This is a genomic window from Halomonas sp. CnH100-B (assembly GCF_024124605.1).
Taxonomy (GTDB): Bacteria; Pseudomonadota; Gammaproteobacteria; order Pseudomonadales; family Halomonadaceae; genus Vreelandella.
This window is the reverse complement of sequence record NZ_JAMXRX010000001.1, coordinates 696394-713503: the sequence shown is the minus strand read 5'-3', so window position 1 is coordinate 713503 and position 17110 is coordinate 696394. Positions and strand designations below refer to the sequence as shown.

General features: G+C 58.5%; 15 protein-coding genes and 1 pseudogene. 9 read left to right on the top strand and 7 right to left on the bottom strand.

The window, feature by feature from the left end; all coding sequences use genetic code 11:
* Positions 1-42: 42 nt before the first annotated feature.
* The 3 genes from NH398_RS03220 to gloB all read right to left on the bottom strand — a co-directional run bounded on the left by NH398_RS03220 (position 43) and on the right by gloB (position 4007).
* Positions 43-1917 carry an extracellular solute-binding protein gene (locus tag NH398_RS03220; protein ID WP_253016433.1) on the bottom strand — a complete coding sequence of 625 codons (1875 nt, stop codon included), beginning with the start codon at positions 1915-1917 and terminating at the stop codon, positions 43-45.
* 68 nt (positions 1918-1985) lie between these two features.
* Complete coding sequence (locus tag NH398_RS03215; RefSeq protein WP_253016431.1) at positions 1986-3209, bottom strand: transglycosylase SLT domain-containing protein; 1224 nt, start codon at positions 3207-3209, stop codon at positions 1986-1988.
* Between the two features lie 30 nt (positions 3210-3239).
* A complete protein-coding gene (gene gloB / locus NH398_RS03210) occupies positions 3240-4007 on the bottom strand; it encodes a hydroxyacylglutathione hydrolase (RefSeq protein ID WP_253016429.1) in 768 nt (255 codons plus the stop codon).
* A 114-nt stretch (positions 4008-4121) separates the two neighbouring features.
* Here gloB and NH398_RS03205 point away from each other — a divergent pair, with 114 nt between their 5' ends.
* From NH398_RS03205 to nudC, 4 genes are read left to right on the top strand one after another with little or no spacing between them, the layout of a single operon-like run.
* Positions 4122-4919: a methyltransferase domain-containing protein gene (locus NH398_RS03205; protein WP_253016427.1), complete on the top strand. Its 798-nt coding sequence runs from the start codon at positions 4122-4124 to the stop codon at positions 4917-4919.
* The gene (gene rnhA / locus NH398_RS03200; protein ID WP_253016425.1) at positions 4912-5397 is read left to right on the top strand and encodes a ribonuclease HI; all 486 of its coding nucleotides are present in this window, start codon (positions 4912-4914) and stop codon (positions 5395-5397) included. Before NH398_RS03205 ends, rnhA begins: the two co-directional genes overlap by 8 nt.
* Positions 5379-6128 carry a DNA polymerase III subunit epsilon gene (gene dnaQ / locus NH398_RS03195; protein WP_159342081.1) on the top strand — a complete coding sequence of 250 codons (750 nt, stop codon included), beginning with the start codon at positions 5379-5381 and terminating at the stop codon, positions 6126-6128. Before rnhA ends, dnaQ begins: the two co-directional genes overlap by 19 nt.
* A complete protein-coding gene (nudC, locus tag NH398_RS03190; protein WP_253016423.1) occupies positions 6121-6897 on the top strand; it encodes an NAD(+) diphosphatase in 777 nt (258 codons plus the stop codon). Before dnaQ ends, nudC begins: the two co-directional genes overlap by 8 nt.
* Before the next feature lie 7 nt (positions 6898-6904).
* Here nudC and NH398_RS03185 read toward each other — a convergent pair whose 3' ends face one another.
* Positions 6905-7216, bottom strand: a complete 312-nt coding sequence (locus NH398_RS03185) for an SCP2 sterol-binding domain-containing protein (protein ID WP_159342083.1) — start codon at positions 7214-7216, stop codon at positions 6905-6907.
* 171 nt (positions 7217-7387) lie between these two features.
* Here NH398_RS03185 and sohB point away from each other — a divergent pair, with 171 nt between their 5' ends.
* Positions 7388-8434, top strand: a complete 1047-nt coding sequence (sohB, locus tag NH398_RS03180; RefSeq protein ID WP_253016421.1) for a protease SohB — start codon at positions 7388-7390, stop codon at positions 8432-8434.
* Positions 8435-8463: 29 nt separating this feature from the next.
* On the opposite strand, the gene NH398_RS03175 is transcribed toward sohB, so the two are convergent.
* On the bottom strand, positions 8464-8784 hold the full coding sequence (locus NH398_RS03175) for a metalloregulator ArsR/SmtB family transcription factor (RefSeq protein ID WP_159342085.1): 321 nt from the start codon (positions 8782-8784) through the stop codon (positions 8464-8466).
* A gap of 296 nt (positions 8785-9080) precedes the next feature.
* Here NH398_RS03175 and NH398_RS03170 point away from each other — a divergent pair.
* The 3 genes and pseudogenes from NH398_RS03170 to NH398_RS03160 form a co-directional block, all read left to right on the top strand.
* A pseudogene (locus tag NH398_RS03170) lies at positions 9081-11003 on the top strand (propionyl-CoA synthetase); the annotation flags it as partial.
* Positions 11004-11174: 171 nt separating this feature from the next.
* Complete coding sequence (locus NH398_RS03165) at positions 11175-11843, top strand: 7-cyano-7-deazaguanine/7-aminomethyl-7-deazaguanine transporter (protein WP_159342087.1); 669 nt, start codon at positions 11175-11177, stop codon at positions 11841-11843.
* 16 nt (positions 11844-11859) lie between these two features.
* Positions 11860-12663: an alpha/beta fold hydrolase gene (locus tag NH398_RS03160; RefSeq protein ID WP_253016419.1), complete on the top strand. Its 804-nt coding sequence runs from the start codon at positions 11860-11862 to the stop codon at positions 12661-12663.
* On the opposite strand, the gene NH398_RS03155 is transcribed toward NH398_RS03160, so the two are convergent.
* Positions 12658-14043, bottom strand: coding sequence for a 3'-5' exonuclease family protein (locus NH398_RS03155; RefSeq protein ID WP_253016417.1), 1386 nt, complete (start codon positions 14041-14043; stop codon positions 12658-12660). The genes NH398_RS03160 and NH398_RS03155 overlap by 6 nt on opposite strands.
* A 45-nt stretch (positions 14044-14088) precedes the next feature.
* On the bottom strand, positions 14089-15246 hold the full coding sequence (locus tag NH398_RS03150) for an ABC transporter substrate-binding protein (protein ID WP_253016416.1): 1158 nt from the start codon (positions 15244-15246) through the stop codon (positions 14089-14091).
* 147 nt (positions 15247-15393) lie between these two features.
* On the opposite strand from NH398_RS03150, the gene NH398_RS03145 reads away from it, so the two are divergent.
* Positions 15394-17100, top strand: a complete 1707-nt coding sequence (locus NH398_RS03145; RefSeq protein ID WP_159342091.1) for a potassium/proton antiporter — start codon at positions 15394-15396, stop codon at positions 17098-17100.
* Positions 17101-17110 lie beyond the last annotated feature (10 nt).

The following is a 17110-nucleotide window of genomic DNA, read 5'->3' as shown; positions in this document are numbered from 1 at the left end:
TCGATATCAGCGTTCATGCCAAGCGTCCAACCGCGCGATTCCCTAACGACGGCGGAGACGTTGCTGCAGTGCTGCTTCGCGTTCGGTATCTACCCACCACGCATCGAGGTCCATGGCGTAGTCAGGAAAAGGCTCGGGGTAGCCAAATTTATCCCACACGGCGATACGTGTCTCGCCAGAGTGGTAGTGTGGAATGACATAAAAGCCCCAGCGCAGCACGCGGTCAAGGGCGCGCGTTGCAGTATCCAGCGACTCCCGGTCATCCGCGCGGATAAGGTCTTCCACCAGCGCATCCACGGCAGGGTGGGAAAGGGCCATACGGTTACGGCTCTGGGGCGCTTCGGCAGCGGCGCTGGTCCAATAATCACGCTGCTCGTTACCAGGGTTGTTGGATTGCGGGAAATGGCTGATGACCATGTCGTAGTCGTAATCCCGCACCCGGTTGAGGTACTGGTTGATATCGACGATCCGCATGGAGGTCTGAATGCCCAGGCGCGCCATGTTGCGTAACATCGGCTGGACCACGCGCTCCAGCCCGGCGTCGTACAGCAGCACCTCGAGCGAGAGTGGACGCCCCGCATTGCTCACCAGCACGCCATCCTCGACCCGATAGCCCGCTTCGCGCAGCAGCTCCAACGCCAGTCGAAGGCGCTCACGCAACTCGGTAGGGTGTTCGATAGGCAGGGGGGCGGTAAAGAGTCGATCCGATTGGTGCGACGCCAATAGCTCGTCACGGTAAGGTTCCAGCAGTGCCAGCTCCTCCTCGGAGGGCTTGCCGACCGCCTCCATTTCGGAATTTTGAAAGAAGCTTTCGGTGCGAGCGTAGGTATCATAGAAAATGTTGGTATTGAGCCAGGGAAAGTCGAAGGTCAGGCTTAGGGCTTCCCGCACGCGGGGATCCTGGAATTTTTCTTTACGCAGGTTGAACACGAACGCCTGCATCATCGACGGGTTGACGTCTGGCACGGTGATGCGTTTTATCAGCCCGTCTCGGTAAGCAGGAAAGTCGTAACCAATCGCCCACGTCGCGGCACGCGCATCGATACGGAAGTCGGTTAGCCCCGCTTTGAAGGCCTCCCAGGCGATATCTCGATCCCGGTAGTATTCATATACCACGCGGTCGATGTTGTAACGCCCGACGTTAACGGGCAGGTCTTTGCCCCAGTAGTCGTCGTCACGCTGATAGACGATCCGGCGTCCCGGGTCGACCTCGCTAATTCGGTAAGGGCCAGAGCCGGGATGGGCGGCCAGCGTCGGGGTGCTAAAATCACGCGGTTCCCAATAATGGCGGGGCAGAATGGGTAGCTGTGCGACGATTAGTGGCAGCTCGCGAGACTCGGTGTCGTTAAACTCGAAGCGCACCTGATGCTCGTTTAGCGCGATGGCTTTTTCGACGCCTGCATAGTAACTGGCATAGAACGGATTGCCCTGTTCGCGAAGGAGATCGAAAGTAAACACCACATCGTACGCTGTGAGGGGCTCTCCATCCTGAAAGCGTGCCTGTTCGCGCAGGTCGAACTCCATCCAGCGCCGCTCGGGGTCCAGGCGCACGCCTTCCGCGACCAGCCCGTAAAGGCTGAACGGCTCGTTGGGGTTGCTGGCCATCAGCGTGTCGTAGATTTGCGAAATGCCAGTGGCCGGTGTGCCACGGATGATGAAGGGGTTGGTCGAATCGAAGCTGCCGCCCACGGCAGTGTGCGTGATGGAACCGCCTTTGGGCGCCTGCGGGTTGACGTGGGGGAAGTAAGCGAAATCGTCAGGCAGCGCCGGGCTATCGTAGAGCGATAGCCCATGCACGGTCTCGACCGGCGCCTCGGTGGAGGGGGCGGCCCTCTCGTCCGAGGCCCATAGCGAGCAGCTCAGCAGCAGAGCGCTGATCAGTAACACCGTATTCTTAAGCATGACGCTGCGTGCCATCGGTAAACTTCCTGTTGTAACCCTGACTCGTCGTGATACCACCCTAATACGGATTGTTGCCGTCTCTGCTACTGGCCCGACAGAGACAGCAGCTGTCCCGGCTGAAGTGCTTCCGGGCGCTCGATGGCATTCCAACGGATGAGGTCTTGCTGATCGAGATTATACTGTGCGGCAATCGTTGACAGGTTATCGCCCCGCTCGACACGGTGCACGTCCGGGGTGCTGGTCGAGGCCAGCGCCGTGTCATTGGATTGCGAAAGCTGAGCTAACACCTGTGTATCCACTTCCTCAGGCACCAGAAGCGTTTGTGCGCTGCGTGGGTCGAGGCTGCCATTGAGCAGTCCAGGGTTTAGCTCGGCCAGCGCGGATCGGCTGACATCCAACAGTTGTGATGCTTGTGCCAAGCTGACCGGCTGCTCCAACTGCACTTTGGCGAAGGCGGGGTCAGGATGGATATCCGGCAGTTTGACGCCGTACTTCTCAGGCTCGTTGATGATGGTGGCAATCGCTTTGAGCTTGGGCACGTACTGCATCGTTTCATGCGGCAGGGATAGATCCCAATACTTGCCTGCCAGCCCTTGGCTCTGCGCCTGGCGCTGAGCGCGATTGACCGTCCCTGCGCCCGCATTGTAAGCGGCTAGCGAAAGCATGAGATCTCCCTCGTACCACTCGTCGGCCTGCATTTCGAGATAGTCCAGCGCTGCTTCCGTTGAGGTCACGACATCGAGGCGGCCATCGTAATGACCGTTGCGCACCAGACCCAATGCATCGCCGGTGCCGGGCATGAACTGCCACAGACCCGCCGCGCCGAGATGGCTGCGCGCGCTAGGGTCGAAGGAGCTTTCGACGAAGGGGATCAAGGCGATCTCACCCGGTAGGCCTCGGTCGCTTACCTGTTGGGCAATCCAGGCAAGCCAAGGTGTGGCCCGTTCGGTGATGGCCGCGATGTTCTCTGGGCTGGAGCGATAATACTCGATCCATTCATCGACTCTTGCCTGTGCATCGGCAGGCAGGTCTTTCTCTTGCCATTGGAAGCTGGCGCGCAGCGAGCTCCAAGCATCCTGGGGCTCCAGTACCAGCGATTCCCAGAAGTGGTGATGCAGCGCCGTAGGCTGAAATCGCGTTGCGCTGCGTTGGCCGCCATCCGTGGTGGCGTCGTTGACGGTGGTGTACGTCAAGTTTGGATCGGTAGCAGAGGCTTGCGAGCTTGCTGCCGCGGCCAAAAAAAGGCCCATTACTACGGTGCTCCCAGCGCTTAGTAATAAGCGCTGGCGAATCGTTCGATAGGTCATAATTGGGTTCGTGTCTAATCGATAGCGTTCTTAAAAACGGTTCTTCCACTCCCGAAGAGTGGTGAACGTAGCGAGTTCATCATGGTTATCCCCCTGGGTGCCTGCTGCTTGGCGCACGCTATCGGTGCCCACACGCAGGTAGGGGTTGATGGTCAGCTCGCGTCCTATCGTGCTGGGTAACGTTGGCCGGTCCAGTGCCCGCGCTTTCTCACACTCCTGCAGCGCGTGCGTTACAGCGTCATTCTCAGGGTCGGCAGCACGTGCAAACGCGAGGTTCGCCTGCGTATATTCATGCGCTGCAAAGACCAGCGTATCCTCAGGGAGTTCCGCCAAGCGATTCAATGAGCTGAACATTTGCTCGGGCGTGCCTTCGAAAAGGCGTCCGCAGCCAGCGCAAAAGAGCGTGTCGCCGCAGAACAGTAGGGCGGGAATACCCGCTGTAAAATAGCTGATGTGATCCAGCGTGTGGCCCGGTGTGGCCATGACCTCGAACAGGCGACCCATGATACGTACCTGATCGCCGTCGCCGACACGCTCATCGATCCCCTGGATCGTGGGGTTATCGGGTCCGATCACTCGGGGAGAGTAGCGTTGGATCAGCGTGGCCAAGCCACCAGTGTGATCCTGATGATGATGGGTGATCAGGATGGTGTCGAGGGTGAGCGACTCACGCTCTAGAAACTCGATGACAGGCGCTGCCTCACCGGGGTCCACCACGCAAACGCTTTGACTGGTATCCTGTCTTATTAGCCAAATATAGTTGTCGCTTAGGGCGGGTATCGGTGTCACGCTCATCATGGGCGAGATCCTTTAAATGCTAAAAATGCGTAACGTTCTATGATGCACGGTCGTGCGCCAAAACGGACGCATAAAGACGTTAAAAAGCCGTTACTGTGGAGGGAAGCGCCGTTTATGTCAAATTCGCCAAAGGCCACCAGCCTGGCCCAGCGCATGACCAACGCGCAGGCTTACTGGCAAACCGACGCCGGGCGCGCGCTTTGGGAAACACAACGCGCCTGTTTAGGCCCCGTGGTCGAAGGCCGTAAAGGCGGTCACAGTTTAGAAATGGGCATGGGGCCAGCGATGATGGATATGTCGGCCATCGCCCACCCCATCCGCTGGGCGCCCAGCCTATCCTTGGCGGAAAGCAGTGCCACCTTGGTCTGTCCGCCTGATCAATTGGCGCTGCCCGACCGCTGCTTGGATACCGTGGTCCTTCATCATTGGCTGGAACATCTTCCGGAGGCCCATTACACGCTGCAAGAAGCCGCCCGTGTCACGGCCGATAATGGGGTGCTGGTCCTGTTTGGCTTCAACCCCCTTGGCTTGAACGGGCTTACACAGCGCTGGCGCAAGCAGCAGGCGAACTTTCCTTGGAGCGGTCAATGGCGCTCGGCGAACCGTCTCAAGGATTGGCTGGCGTTTGTCGATTTTGAGGTGGAGCGCGTAGACTACTGCTGTTTTCGTGGCCCAATGAGCACCGCCTGTGGTGAACGTTGGGAGGCGCTGGGCAGGCGGCATAACGTACCCTTGGGCGAAAGCTATATGATTCAAGCCCAGCGACGCCAGCGCCATGCCCCGATTCAGCGAGTCAAATTTGGCCTGCGTGCACCGGTGGCGCCCTCATCACTGGGTGTCACCCGCACGGACGCCCCCTGGCGTTATCCGCAGAGCCAACGTCGTCTACAAAAGGAAAGTGAACGTGAGTAAGCAAGCAGCCGAGGGGCTGCCCCAGGTAACGGTGTATACCGATGGGGCCTGTCGAGGAAATCCGGGCCCGGGTGGCTGGGGGGTGGTGCTGGAAAGCGGCCCCCACCAAAAGACCTTGAAAGGCTATGAAGCCGAGACGACGAACAATCGTATGGAGTTGATGGCAGCCATCATGGCCCTGCGCACCTTGAACAAGCCATGCAGCGTTGCACTGTGGACCGACTCGCAGTACGTGCGTCAGGGCATTACACAGTGGATTCATAACTGGATCAAGCGCGGCTGGAAAACGGCAGCCAAGCAGCCCGTCAAGAATGCCGAGCTGTGGAAGACCCTCCACGAAGAGACCCAGCGACACCAGGTAGATTGGCATTGGGTGAAAGGGCATAGCGGCCACCCAGGCAACGAGCGTGCCGATGAATTGGCCAACGAAGCCATCGACGAACATCAGAGGAGTGCGGCATGCGCCAAGTCATCTTAGATACGGAAACCACCGGCATTGACCCCAAAGACGGCCACCGTTTGGTCGAGATTGGTGCCGTCGAGATGATCAACCGCCGGTTCACAGGGCGTACCTATCATCAGTACATCAATCCTGAGCGCCATATCGATGCAGAAGTGGTGGCAGTTCACGGTATCGATGACGCCAAAGTCGCCAACGAGCCGGTCTTTGCGGAGATCGCTGATGCGTTTTGGGCGTTCATCGAAGGCGCCGAACTGGTCATTCACAACGCGCCCTTCGATGTCGGATTCATCGACCATGAGCTAGGCATGCTCAACAAACGCCGCCAGGCCCCCGCTTTAGGCCCGGTGCGCGATCACTGCCGCATTCTCGATACGCTGGTCATGGCTCGCGAGATGCATCCCGGCCAACGTAACAACCTGGATGCGCTGTGTAAGCGCTACGATATCGATAACGGACATCGGGTGCTTCACGGCGCACTGCTCGATGCCGAGATACTGGCCGACGTGTATCTGGCGATGACTGGCGGTCAAACCGCGCTGACGCTGGATGCCGATAGCGGTAGTGACAAGCGCCAGCAAAACGAGGCGAACGAGGGCCTCTCGGTAAGCCGCCTGTCGCTGTCGCCTGGGCAGTTGAGAGTGGTTCGTCCAACCTCAGAAGAGCGTGCGGCCCACCAAGCCAAATGTGAAGCGCATCAGTTGCGCTGGTTTCAAGAGTCGTTAGACGGTACCGCTGCCGATGCTTAAGCGCCTGATTCCGCACCATGCCAAAGAAGGACGCGTGATACGCGTGTCTCGTAGCCACATTGCGCCTGCTCCTTTGACGGGCGAGCTGACACCGCTGCAGCCGTTTCAGCCGTGGACCGAGCAGATGCAGCCTTTGTGCTACTGGCACGATGAACCCGTCGCACTGTCAGTGGAAAGTCAGCCTGGGGATGACTGGATCGATGGGCGACAGTGGCTGGGGGAGCTGCCCGCGTCGTGGTTTAGTTTGCTATCGACGGCTCTGCAAGTGGGGGCATGGCTGGAAAATCACCGCTTTTGCGGCCGCTGTGGCGAGAAAGCCACCAAGCTCGAGGCCGAATTTGCGATGCATTGCCATGCCTGCGGACATCGCAACTATCCGCGTATTTCCCCGTGCATCATTACGCTAGTCACTAGTGGAGAAGCGATGCTGCTGGCGCGTAGCCCGCGCTTCCCGCCAGGGCGCTACTCTACGCTGGCGGGCTTCATCGAGCCTGGAGAGTCGGCCGAGGAGGCCGTGCATCGGGAAATTTTCGAAGAGGTGGGGGTCCATGTGGATCAGTTACGGTATCACCATAGCCAGGCGTGGCCCTTCCCGCACTCCTTAATGTTTGGCTTTTTTGCCGAAGCCACCACCAAGCGAATCAAGATCGATGGCGTGGAAATTAGCGATGCGGCATGGTTCTCGCCGCGGCAGCTGCCGGCGCTGCCGCCGCCTTTCTCGATTTCTCGGGACTTGATTGAAACGCACCTAGCGAAATGGCGCGATTAACAATAACTTACTCGCTAGGGAACAGGCTGGTCAGTTTGGTGGCCAGCATGACGTTGCCGGTGGCTTTCAGTTTACCGGTCATGAACGCTGTCATGCCGTTGATGTCGCCATTCATGATGCCCTTCAGCGTATCCGTACTCATGCTCAGACTCACCGAAGGGTCGTCGTGCTCGCCTTCATGCACACCCAGCGTACCGTCTTGAATGTCCAGGTAGTGACTGCCCGCATCCGAGAAGTGAAACTGGAAGACTTCGTTCATGCCTTTGGCCGCATCGGGATTAAAGCGGGCCTGCAACTTTTCGAGCGTAGTGGATGACATAGGGATAATTCCTAAGCGTTAAGTGGGTCACAAAAAGGTCATGCCTGACGTGAGACTATTTCAAACATTTGTTTTAATCAAGCCTGATATACCAAGTGTGCGGCTTGGACTGTCGACGTGGCAAAAAAGTAACCGTTTTAAACGTTTAAACACAGCAAAAGGAGAGTGACGATGGCTGAATGGCTCGCAGAAATGGGCACATTCCTACTGCAAACGACGCTGATCATGGCAGCCGCCGGGCTGATATTGCTCATCGTTTTGCGCAGCAAAGAGAGTAGCGAACAAGGCCTGAAGCTACACGTCGAGTCGCTCAACGACCAGCGTCGGGCTCGCCATCGCCGGCTTCGCGTCACGACCACCGCCCAGGGCGCACGCAAAAAGCTGCTGAAGGCGTTTCGCCAAGAAGAGAAAGCGCGACAAAAGGCGGCCAGGCAGGGCAAGAGTGATGACCAGGCGCGCCAAAAAGTATGGGTGTTGGATTTCCATGGAGATATCAAAGCCTCGCAAGCGGAGCAGTTTGCCCAGGAGGTCTCTGCGGTCATCGAGATCGCCAGCGCCGACGACGAAGTCATCGTCAGGCTCGAATCGGCAGGCGGCTTGGTACATGCCTATGGTCTGGCCGCTGCTCAGCTCGACCGGTTGCGTCAGGCAGGTCTGAGCACGACCGTATGTATCGATAAAGTCGCGGCCAGCGGCGGTTATATGATGGCCTGTACCGCCAACCACATCAAAGCCGCGCCGTTTGCGGTCATCGGCTCGATTGGTGTCGTGGCGCAAGTCCCCAATATCCATCGCTTGCTCAAGCGAAACGACATCGACGTAGAACTGCTGACCGCGGGTAAATACAAGCGCACGCTGACGGTGTTGGGGGAAAACACCCAAGAGGGGCGGGAGAAATTCATCGATGACTTGGAAAACACCCACCGCTTGTTCAAAGACTACGTCTCCCAACACCGCCCGGAGATAGACATCGACAGGCTCGCCACAGGCGAGATTTGGTATGGCAGCGAAGCCTTGGCGCAGAAGCTGGTGGATAGCGTCGGTACCAGTGAGGCTTACCTGGTAGAGCGCATTGCCGAAGCCCAGGTGTATCGTGTGAGGTTAGAGCCGCCGAAAACCATCAGCCGTAAGGTAGGGTTGGCGATCTCGGCGGGCGTAGAGCATGCCATGGTAAAAGCCCTGGGTGTGATCGACGCGGCGGGGTGGCAGCGTCGTTAACAGTGCGATAAGCGAACGATGATGACGCGTTATGCCGCGTAGTGTTGCGCCAGGGTGGCAATGATCGCCTTGGCGCTGTCGCTACTTAGGGAGTAATAAATGGTTTGCGACTCCCGCCGGGTATTGACCAGCTGGTCGCGACGTAAAATCGCGAGATGTTGCGACAGTGCCGATTGGCTCAATGAAAGTTGCTGGTTGATCTGCGTCACCGACAACTCTTTTTCCGCCAACAAGCATAGAATTTGTAACCGTTTTTCGTTGGCCAGCGCTTTGAGCAAATGTGTGCCTGCCTCGATGGCGTGACCGTTATGTTCCAGAAGACGTGCAGCGGCGCTAGTAGAAGCAGACATGAAGTTCTCCTTGCCTACACTGTTATGACAGCGTTGTTATAGATTATGTAGCCATCGTCGCGTCGCGAGGATTGGGTTGTTTAATGATCAGTAATTTAGGGGTTTTTGTCCAAATACCGGTTTAACGCTCTATCAATGGTAATGCCGCTGGTGTTGTTGACAATGCTGGCGCTTAGATACGGCTTTGGTCGAGTTTACGCCCATAGTATGAGGGTGAGATGGATGGTTACTTTATAAAGTGTCAACAATCCATCTTTGCTTTGAAGATGCTTCATCACTGACACAATAATCACAAGGTCACCATGAGCCTCTATCAGCGTACGTACCAGCACTCTATCGAACATCCCGACACGTTCTGGGCCGAGCAGGCCAAGCGGCTCCCTTGGTACACGCCGCCCAGCACCATTCTTACTTACGATGAGCAGCGCCACGCTCGATGGTTTGACGATGGCGAACTCAATATCTGCTACGCCGCCCTCGATTATCATGTGGAGCAGGGCCGCGGTAATCAGCCTGCGCTCTATTGGGACTCTCCCGTCACAGATGCCAAGCAAACGCTCAGTTACCGAGAGCTGCGTGATCGGGTGGCGCATTTTGCAGGTGGGCTTGCCAAGCTGGGGGTGAGCAAAGGCGACCGCGTGATCATTTACATGCCCATGGTGCCCGAGGCGCTGATTGCCATGTACGCTTGTGCCCGGCTAGGCGCGGTGCATTCCGTGGTGTTTGGCGGGTTTGCACCCCATGAGCTGGCGGTGCGCATCGAAGATGCCGAGCCCAAGGTGGTCATCGCCGCATCTTGTGGGGTTGAGGTCGATAAGGTGTTGCCTTACAAACCGATCGTCGATAAAGCCATCGCGCTGAGCAGCTTCAAGCCAGACGCCTGCGTGGTGTATCAACGCGAGGCGCATCGTGCAGAGCTTCAGCCCGGCGATGTGGACTGGCAAACCCTAGTGGCGGATGCCCCTTACGTGGAGTGTGTCTCCGTCAAAGCGACCGATCCACTTTACGTGCTGTATACCTCAGGCACGACCGGTAAGCCGAAAGGCGTCGTGCGTGATACCGGCGGCTATGCGGTCGCCCTGGCGTACTCCATGGAAGCCGTCTACGACTTGGCCCCAGGTGATGTGATGTTCACCGCCTCGGATGTGGGGTGGGTGGTAGGGCACTCCTACATCGTCTATGCACCGCTACTGCGTGGCTGCACCACCGTGGTGTATGAAGGAAAACCAGTGAAAACGCCGGATGCTGGTGCGTTTTGGCGTTTGATCGAGGAGTACAAAGTGAAGAGTTTCTTCACGGCTCCCACGGCGTTTCGGGCCATTAAAAAAGAGGATCCAGACGCCAAACAGCTAGAGAAATACGACATTAGCAGTCTGCGGCATCTTTACGTGGCGGGGGAGCGTCTGGACCCACCCACCTTTCACTGGCTGGACGATCTGCTCGATGTGCCGGTCATCGACCACTGGTGGCAAACTGAAACCGGCTGGCCGATTGCCGCCAATCTGCCGGGTATCGAAGCGGCGCCCACTAAGGCAGGGTCTGCCACATACCCGGTGCCCGGGTTCAACGTGCAAATAGTGGATCGCGACGGCGAACGGGCGGCCGCCATGCAGCAGGGCAGCGTCGTGATTCAGCAGCCGCTGCCGCCAGGGTGTTTGGTCGGCATCTGGCGAGATCCGCAGCGCTTTCACAGTGCTTATATGGCTGCTTACCCTGGTTATTACTTGACCGGCGACGGCGGCTACTTCGATGAAGAGGGCTACCTATTCATCATGGGGCGCACCGACGATGTGATCAACGTGGCGGGGCACCGCCTCTCCACGGGAGAAATGGAGGAAGTCGTAGGCGCGCATCCTGCCGTGGCGGAGTGCGCGGTGATCGGCATTCACGACGAGCTGAAAGGGCAACTGCCAGTAGGGCTGGTGATTCCCAAAGATGGCTTCGACGGCGATGAAGCAACGCTGGAGTCCGAACTCATCGAGCGCGTACGTGAACACATTGGCCCCATTGCCTGCTTCAAGCAGGTGCTGATCGTGAACCGGCTGCCTAAAACTCGGTCGGGCAAGATACTTCGCAAGCTGCTGCGTAATATCGCCGATGGCAAGTCCTTTGGCATTCCCTCCACCATCGATGACCCCACCAGCCTAGACGATGTGCATGCGGCGATGCGCGAGCGCAACGTTGGGGCGGCCGACCTAGCAACCCCCACCGATAGCTGATGTCGTGATGCCCACCCCGTCACTCAATGCCTGGGTGACGGGGAGCAGCACCCAAGCTGCGCCGTCTTTCATTAGCGTGAGGAACGCGTATAATGCGCGCCCCAGTGGCGCTAACCGCGCTTGTCCGAGGGTTCCCTAACCCCTCTCTCTAGTAAAAAAAGGCCAATCCACATGTTCGCTTTAACCGACGCCCAACATCGCCGCTGTCTCATGGTGATGGTCGCTTTCCATATTGCCATCATCGCTGCCAGTAACTACTTGGTGCAGCTACCCTTTACGCTGTTTGGTTTCCACACCACTTGGGGCGCATTCAGCTTCCCGTTTATCTTTCTCGCCACTGACTTGACGGTGCGACTGTTCGGTAAGGGGCCAGCCCGTAGCATTATCTTGCGTGTGATGTTTCCCGCCTTGCTAGTGTCTTACGTGGTCTCGGTGATATTCCCACGTGGCAGCTTCGCCGGTATCGAAGCGCTGGGCGAGTGGAATCTCTTCGTTGCTCGCATTGCCGTTGCCAGTTTTCTGGCGTACGTGCTTGGCCAGCTGTTGGACGTGCAGGTGTTCGACCGGCTGCGCCAGTGGGCCTGGTGGGTTGCTCCAGTGTGCTCGACGATTCTCGGCAACCTTGCGGATACGTTTGCCTTCTTTGCCACCGCCTTCTATAACAGTCCTGACCCGTTCATGGCTCAACACTGGGTAGAAATTGCGGCCGTCGATTACGCCATCAAGCTGGGTATTAGCCTGCTGTTCTTCCTGCCGCTGTACGGTCTACTGCTAGCTTGGCTGACTCGCCGCTTGGTGGTCTGGACTGGGCAGGCCGACGCCGCCCCGCGAACCGCTTAACCGATAAGGAAGTAGCATGACCGACCATGCCCCCGTGGATCTTTATGTGATGGACCTGCCCGCTGACGGCGACGCAGAAAGCCAGCCGCTGGTAGTGATTCATGGCTTGCTCGGCAGTGCCGACAACTGGCGCTCGCATCTGAAAGTGTGGCAACGAAAGCGCCGAGTCATCGCGGTCGACCTGCGCAACCACGGCCGCTCTCCACACGCCGAAGGCATGAGCTATCACGCCATGAGCCAGGACGTGCTGTCGGCACTGGATAAGCTGGGCATCGACCAGGCCCATATTTTGGGCCACTCCATGGGGGGCAAGGTTGCCATGACGCTGGCCCGCCAAGCGCCGCAGCGCTGCCTGTCGCTGATGGTGGCCGATATTGCCCCGGTGGCGTACCAGCACGGCCATGACGATGTCTTTGCTGCGCTCGCGCAGGTACGGGAAGGCAAGCCGACCAACCGCCGTGACGCAGATGCCTTGTTGGCCCAACACGTGGACTCGCGGCCGACCAGGCTGTTCCTGGCGACCAACCTCGTGCGGAATGAGCAAGGAGTGATGGAAGTGCGGGTTGGTTTGGACGAAATTCAGCGCGGCTACGAGGCCATCATCGGCGAGCCCGATGGAGATGGCTCGTTCGAGGGGGCAACGCTAGTGCTGCGCGGGGCAGAGTCTCAGTACGTGAGCGACGATATGCTGCCCGCCCTGCGCGAAGTGCTACCGCGAGCGCGGCTGGTGACTCTGAAAAACGCCGGTCACTGGCTGCACGCCGACCAGCCAGAAGCGTTTCAGCAAGCCATCGACGCTTTCATAGCGGCGCAATCATAGCGGCGAAATCCTGAGCTTGTGCTGTTCTGGCGCGTTCAAAAAACGCGTCAGGATACGATAGGTATCCACATCGAACTGTGGCGCTTCCCCCGTTAGCGCCTGGGCGCGTCTGCGGGTCGTGGCGCTGCCCAAGTAGCACCAATGGTCGACCACATGATGCGCAATGGGGCCGCCGCGACGACTTTGCTCGCGGATCACGATCCGGCCAGGCCACGGCCATGCGCTCACCTGCAGTTTGGCCAGGGCATGCTGCGCGCGCTGGGTGTGTGCGTCCAACGACTCCTGCCCGCAGCATGCGCCCCGGCATTTGCCGAGCTGTTGCGCAAAGCAGCGGCCGTTGCCTTTTTCCAAGCCCAACACCCGTGGGCAAAGCTGATGCTCTTCGGCGACGCTACGCAGCGCCTCTTTGGCTTCTTTGGCGCTTCTGAATAACCCGAACAGCTTGCCGGGCTGGGGTTGGCTGAGGGCTTTGCCGCTGACCAGCGTGGGGCAGGGGGCATCGCTCGGCCAGTACCAGGTTTTCAGCTGCCCTTGGCGGCGTAGCTGCCGATTCATGATCGGCATCAACGTTTTGACGAGCTTGGCCTCCCTCAGTTGCGCACTCAAATCCCCCGCGGTCTCCTCCCATTCGATATGCTGGATTTGTTGAGCAAGGCGCATCTCTTTATCGTCTTGGTGGTCGCGCTGAAAATGCCCCAAAACGCGGCTACGCAGGTTGACGCTTTTGCCCACGTAAAGCGGCAGTCGGTTATGGCCATAAAACAGATACACGCCGGGAGCGCTGGGTAAATCGGCGAGCTGCTCGCTGGCGAGATGGGCAGGCAAGCTACGGTGACGCTGCTCATCGGCAAGGGCGCCCTGCCAACGTTCAGGCTCACACTGGCGCTGCCAAGTTTGCCATAGCGCCCAGAGCGCGGTGGCGTCATCTTCGGCACGGTGTTGGCGTGCCCGGGAAATGTCAAAATGCGTCAGCAGCGCCTCCAAGTTGTGCGCAGACAGCGTGGGGTGCAAGCGTCGGGAAAGACGCAGCGTGCATATCAGCGTTGGCCGGTAGGTGTAGCCCGCGCGTTTGAACTCATTGCGTAAAAAGCTGGCATCAAAGCGGGCGTTGTGAGCGACCAGCGTGGCGCTGCCGAGCCACTCCAACAGCGACGCGGCGATGGTGGAAAAAGCTGGCGCATCCGCCAGCATGTCGTCTTCAATCCCAGTGAGCTGGCTAATATGAGCCGGCACGCTGGTGCCGGGATGAATCAAGCTAACGTACCGCTCGACGACATTGCCATCCACAACCTTGAGCGCGGCAATTTCGGTGATGCGATCACGGGTGGCGCGGGTGCCGGTGGTTTCTACATCGATAAACACTAGTGGGGTATCGTGCATGCTGCTCCAGCGTGTTGAAGATGAGGCTAGTCTTGCAGTGGGAGATCACCGCTCCATCAGCAGATGCGGATTCACCGCCAAACGCGAGACGGGAAGCTCGGTGGTCGTCACGCCGACGCTGCGCAAATAGCGCTCAAACGCCGCATAGCGCCGTTCATCGAGTGCGGCCGGGCTCAACGTGACGCGGCGAAGCAAATCTTCCCAGGCTGCTTGATGAATGGGGTTGTCCAGCACGGGGTGCGTCGTGACCAGCAGCGACCAGGCTTCGTTGGGATGCTCGATCATCCAGTTGCTGGCTTCTTCCAATGCCAATAGTACTCGCGACCATGTGGTGGCTCGGCGAGATACGGCATCGCTGTTGGCCAGTAGAATCAGCCCGTCATGGCGGGGGATGTCGAGCTCGCTGTAGCGCACGGTGTGCGTGACGATGCCATCGGACGCTAACTGTTGGGGCAGCGTATGGAAAAAACCATCCGCTACGGCGTCGACTCTGCTCGAACGCAGGGCATCGGCGGCATCGAAATGCACGCTTTCAGGCGCAACGAAATCGTCCACTTGACGGACTGAACGGGGCACCAGCCGCTCCACCAGCACATCGCGCCCTTCACGGGTAGAAAAACCGTAATGCAGATCGGCGAGGGCGTCCTCGGTTTCTGCAGGAGGCGGCGCTTCACCGGCAACGATGATGGCATTAAGCGGAGTCTCGATCAGCGTGGCGATGCGCACGATGGGCGCGCCCTCGTGGGCATGCAAGTGCAGCAGTGGCTGGCGCGTCAGCGCTAAATCAACTTCTCCCGCTGACAAAAGCTTGATGGCAATGGACGGGTCGGCAGGCGTCGAAAGCTCGATATCCAAGCCCTGAGCAGCAAAAAGCCCACGCTCTTTCGCCACAATGAGTGCCGCATGCTGGGGGCTTAAATACCAATCCAGCATCAGTGTGAGCTGTTTGAGCGGTGGCGGGTCGAGTGGCGGTGGTGGCATCACCGCCATGCTCGGGGCCTCTTCGGGAACAACCGCTTCACGGCCGTCATCGCTCGGCCATAGCCCTTCGGGCAGCATCACGTCGCTATCCAGACTGAGCGGCGCCTCTGGAGTATCGGCTTCACGCTCTTCGTTTGCGTAAGTCGCTGAAACTGAAAATAATAAAATTAAGGCCAATGACAGTGCTATCAATGAACGTCCACGCAAAAAAGCGTTCAACATAACCTCAACTCCCGATGGTAGGACGGCGGAGTTTAGCTGTCAGGCAAAGCACCTGGCTAGCCCCTTGCATAAACCTAGAGAACACGCTCAGTAAATTAAGCAGTGGCATGCAATAATAGAACGGCATTGATGTAGAGACGGAGAGACATGGACGCAATTTATACGTTCTTCCTTGTAGGTGGTTCCCTGATGACGCTCAGTATCTTGGCGAGCCGCCTCTCATCCATGGTGGGCGTACCGCTGCTGCTGATTTTCTTGGGCCTGGGCATGTTGGCCGGTGAAGAGGGCCTGCTAGGAGTCGAGTTCGACGATTACTCCATGGCCTTTACCATTGGTCACCTAGCGCTCGCCATGATTCTTCTCGACGGTGGCCTGCGCACCCGCCTCAAAACGTTCCGGGTGGGCTTCCGTCCTGCGCTGTCTCTCGCCACCCTGGGTGTTTTTATTACGAGCGCTATCGTCGGCGTCATTGCCATGTGGGTGTTCGATCTCTCCCTGGTGCAGGGATTGCTCGTGGGGGCCATTGTCGGTTCCACCGATGCCGCAGCGGTCTTTTCCATGCTGAGTGGCCGTGGGGTGAACCTAAACGAACGGGTGGGGGCCACGCTGGAAATCGAATCGGGTACCAACGACCCGATGGCGATTTTCTTGACTCTCATGCTGGTGGAGCTGTTGGTCGGTGACATTGGCGGTGTGACCGAAACGCTGCTGTTCTTCGTTTCTCAGTTTGGTATCGGGTTGGCGGTGGGTATTGGTGGCGGCTGGCTGAGCGCCAAGCTGCTCCGCTGGCTGGATTTGGCGCCGGGCCTTTATGCCATGCTGGCGCTGGCGCTTGGCTTTAGCGTATTCGGGCTAACCAGCGTGCTGGGGGGGAGCGGCTTCTTGGCCATTTACCTGGCGGGCTTGATGATTGGTAACCAGCCCGGGCGGCACCTCAACTTTATTCTCCCCGTGCACGACGGCTTGGCATGGCTGAGCCAAATCGGCCTGTTCTTGGTGTTGGGCCTGCTGGTAACCCCTAGCCAGCTTTGGGAAGTGGCGCTACCTGCGGGGTTCGTCGCGCTGGCGTTGATCTTCATTGCCCGCCCGCTGGCCGTACTGATCACCATCAAACCCTTCTTTAAATTCCGTTGGCGCGAAACCTTCTTCATTGCTTGGGTTGGCCTACGCGGCGCCGTGCCTATCGTGTTGGCGATCTTCCCGGTGATTGGCGGTGTCGAAAACGCCTCGCTCTATTTCAACGTGGCCTTCGCGGTTGTATTGATGTCGTTGCTGATTCAAGGCGGCTCGCTCACTCTGATGGCCCGCTGGTTGAAAGTCGAAGTGCCAGCGGGCACTACGCCTAACCGTCGAGGCCCGCTGGGTATTTTGCCAGATAACGACTTCGAGATGTTCGTGTACGTGGTCGAAAACGAAGACCTGGAAGACGTTCCCATTCGCCTGCTGCGGTTTCCCTCGGGCGCACTAATTTCCGCGCTATTCCGCAATCACGTCATGCTGCATCCCAAAGGCAGCACCCGGCTGAAGCTGGGCGATGTGATCTGCGTGATCGGTCGCACGGAAGACCTCGTTGCGCTCAACCGGCTGTTCAACGGTGATGCCAAGCTTAAACAGGAGCGCGCCTTCTTCGGTACCTTTACCTTGGATGGCAATGCGCAAATGCAGGACATCGCCCAAGCCTACGGCTTGACCCTGAGCCCCGGCGAGCAGGAGATGACGTTGGCGGAGTTCGTCTCGCTCAGAGTGGGAGGGCACCCCGTCGTCGGTGACGACGTGGACTGGCACGGTATCCATTGGGTCGTGAGTGAAATGGAGGGGGGCGTGATTACCCGTGTTGGCTTAAGGCTCTACTAATTTATTCAAA

What these genes read in the sequence shown, in the direction of transcription:
- gloB (WP_253016429.1), bottom strand. Translation starts at nt 4,007, where the DNA reads ATGATGAGCGTGACACCGATACCCGCCCTAAGCGACAACTATATTTGG.
- nudC (WP_253016423.1), top strand. Translation starts at nt 6,121, where the DNA reads ATGCTTAAGCGCCTGATTCCGCACCATGCCAAAGAAGGACGCGTGATA.
- NH398_RS03205 (WP_253016427.1), top strand. Translation starts at nt 4,122, where the DNA reads ATGTCAAATTCGCCAAAGGCCACCAGCCTGGCCCAGCGCATGACCAAC.
- NH398_RS03175 (WP_159342085.1), bottom strand. Translation starts at nt 8,784, where the DNA reads ATGTCTGCTTCTACTAGCGCCGCTGCACGTCTTCTGGAACATAACGGT.
- dnaQ (WP_159342081.1), top strand. Translation starts at nt 5,379, where the DNA reads ATGCGCCAAGTCATCTTAGATACGGAAACCACCGGCATTGACCCCAAA.
- NH398_RS03220 (WP_253016433.1), bottom strand. Translation starts at nt 1,917, where the DNA reads ATGGCACGCAGCGTCATGCTTAAGAATACGGTGTTACTGATCAGCGCT.
- NH398_RS03145 (WP_159342091.1), top strand. Translation starts at nt 15,394, where the DNA reads ATGGACGCAATTTATACGTTCTTCCTTGTAGGTGGTTCCCTGATGACG.
- NH398_RS03165 (WP_159342087.1), top strand. Translation starts at nt 11,175, where the DNA reads ATGTTCGCTTTAACCGACGCCCAACATCGCCGCTGTCTCATGGTGATG.
- NH398_RS03150 (WP_253016416.1), bottom strand. Translation starts at nt 15,246, where the DNA reads ATGTTGAACGCTTTTTTGCGTGGACGTTCATTGATAGCACTGTCATTG.
- NH398_RS03160 (WP_253016419.1), top strand. Translation starts at nt 11,860, where the DNA reads ATGACCGACCATGCCCCCGTGGATCTTTATGTGATGGACCTGCCCGCT.
- NH398_RS03155 (WP_253016417.1), bottom strand. Translation starts at nt 14,043, where the DNA reads ATGCACGATACCCCACTAGTGTTTATCGATGTAGAAACCACCGGCACC.
- NH398_RS03185 (WP_159342083.1), bottom strand. Translation starts at nt 7,216, where the DNA reads ATGTCATCCACTACGCTCGAAAAGTTGCAGGCCCGCTTTAATCCCGAT.
- sohB (WP_253016421.1), top strand. Translation starts at nt 7,388, where the DNA reads ATGGCTGAATGGCTCGCAGAAATGGGCACATTCCTACTGCAAACGACG.
- NH398_RS03215 (WP_253016431.1), bottom strand. Translation starts at nt 3,209, where the DNA reads ATGACCTATCGAACGATTCGCCAGCGCTTATTACTAAGCGCTGGGAGC.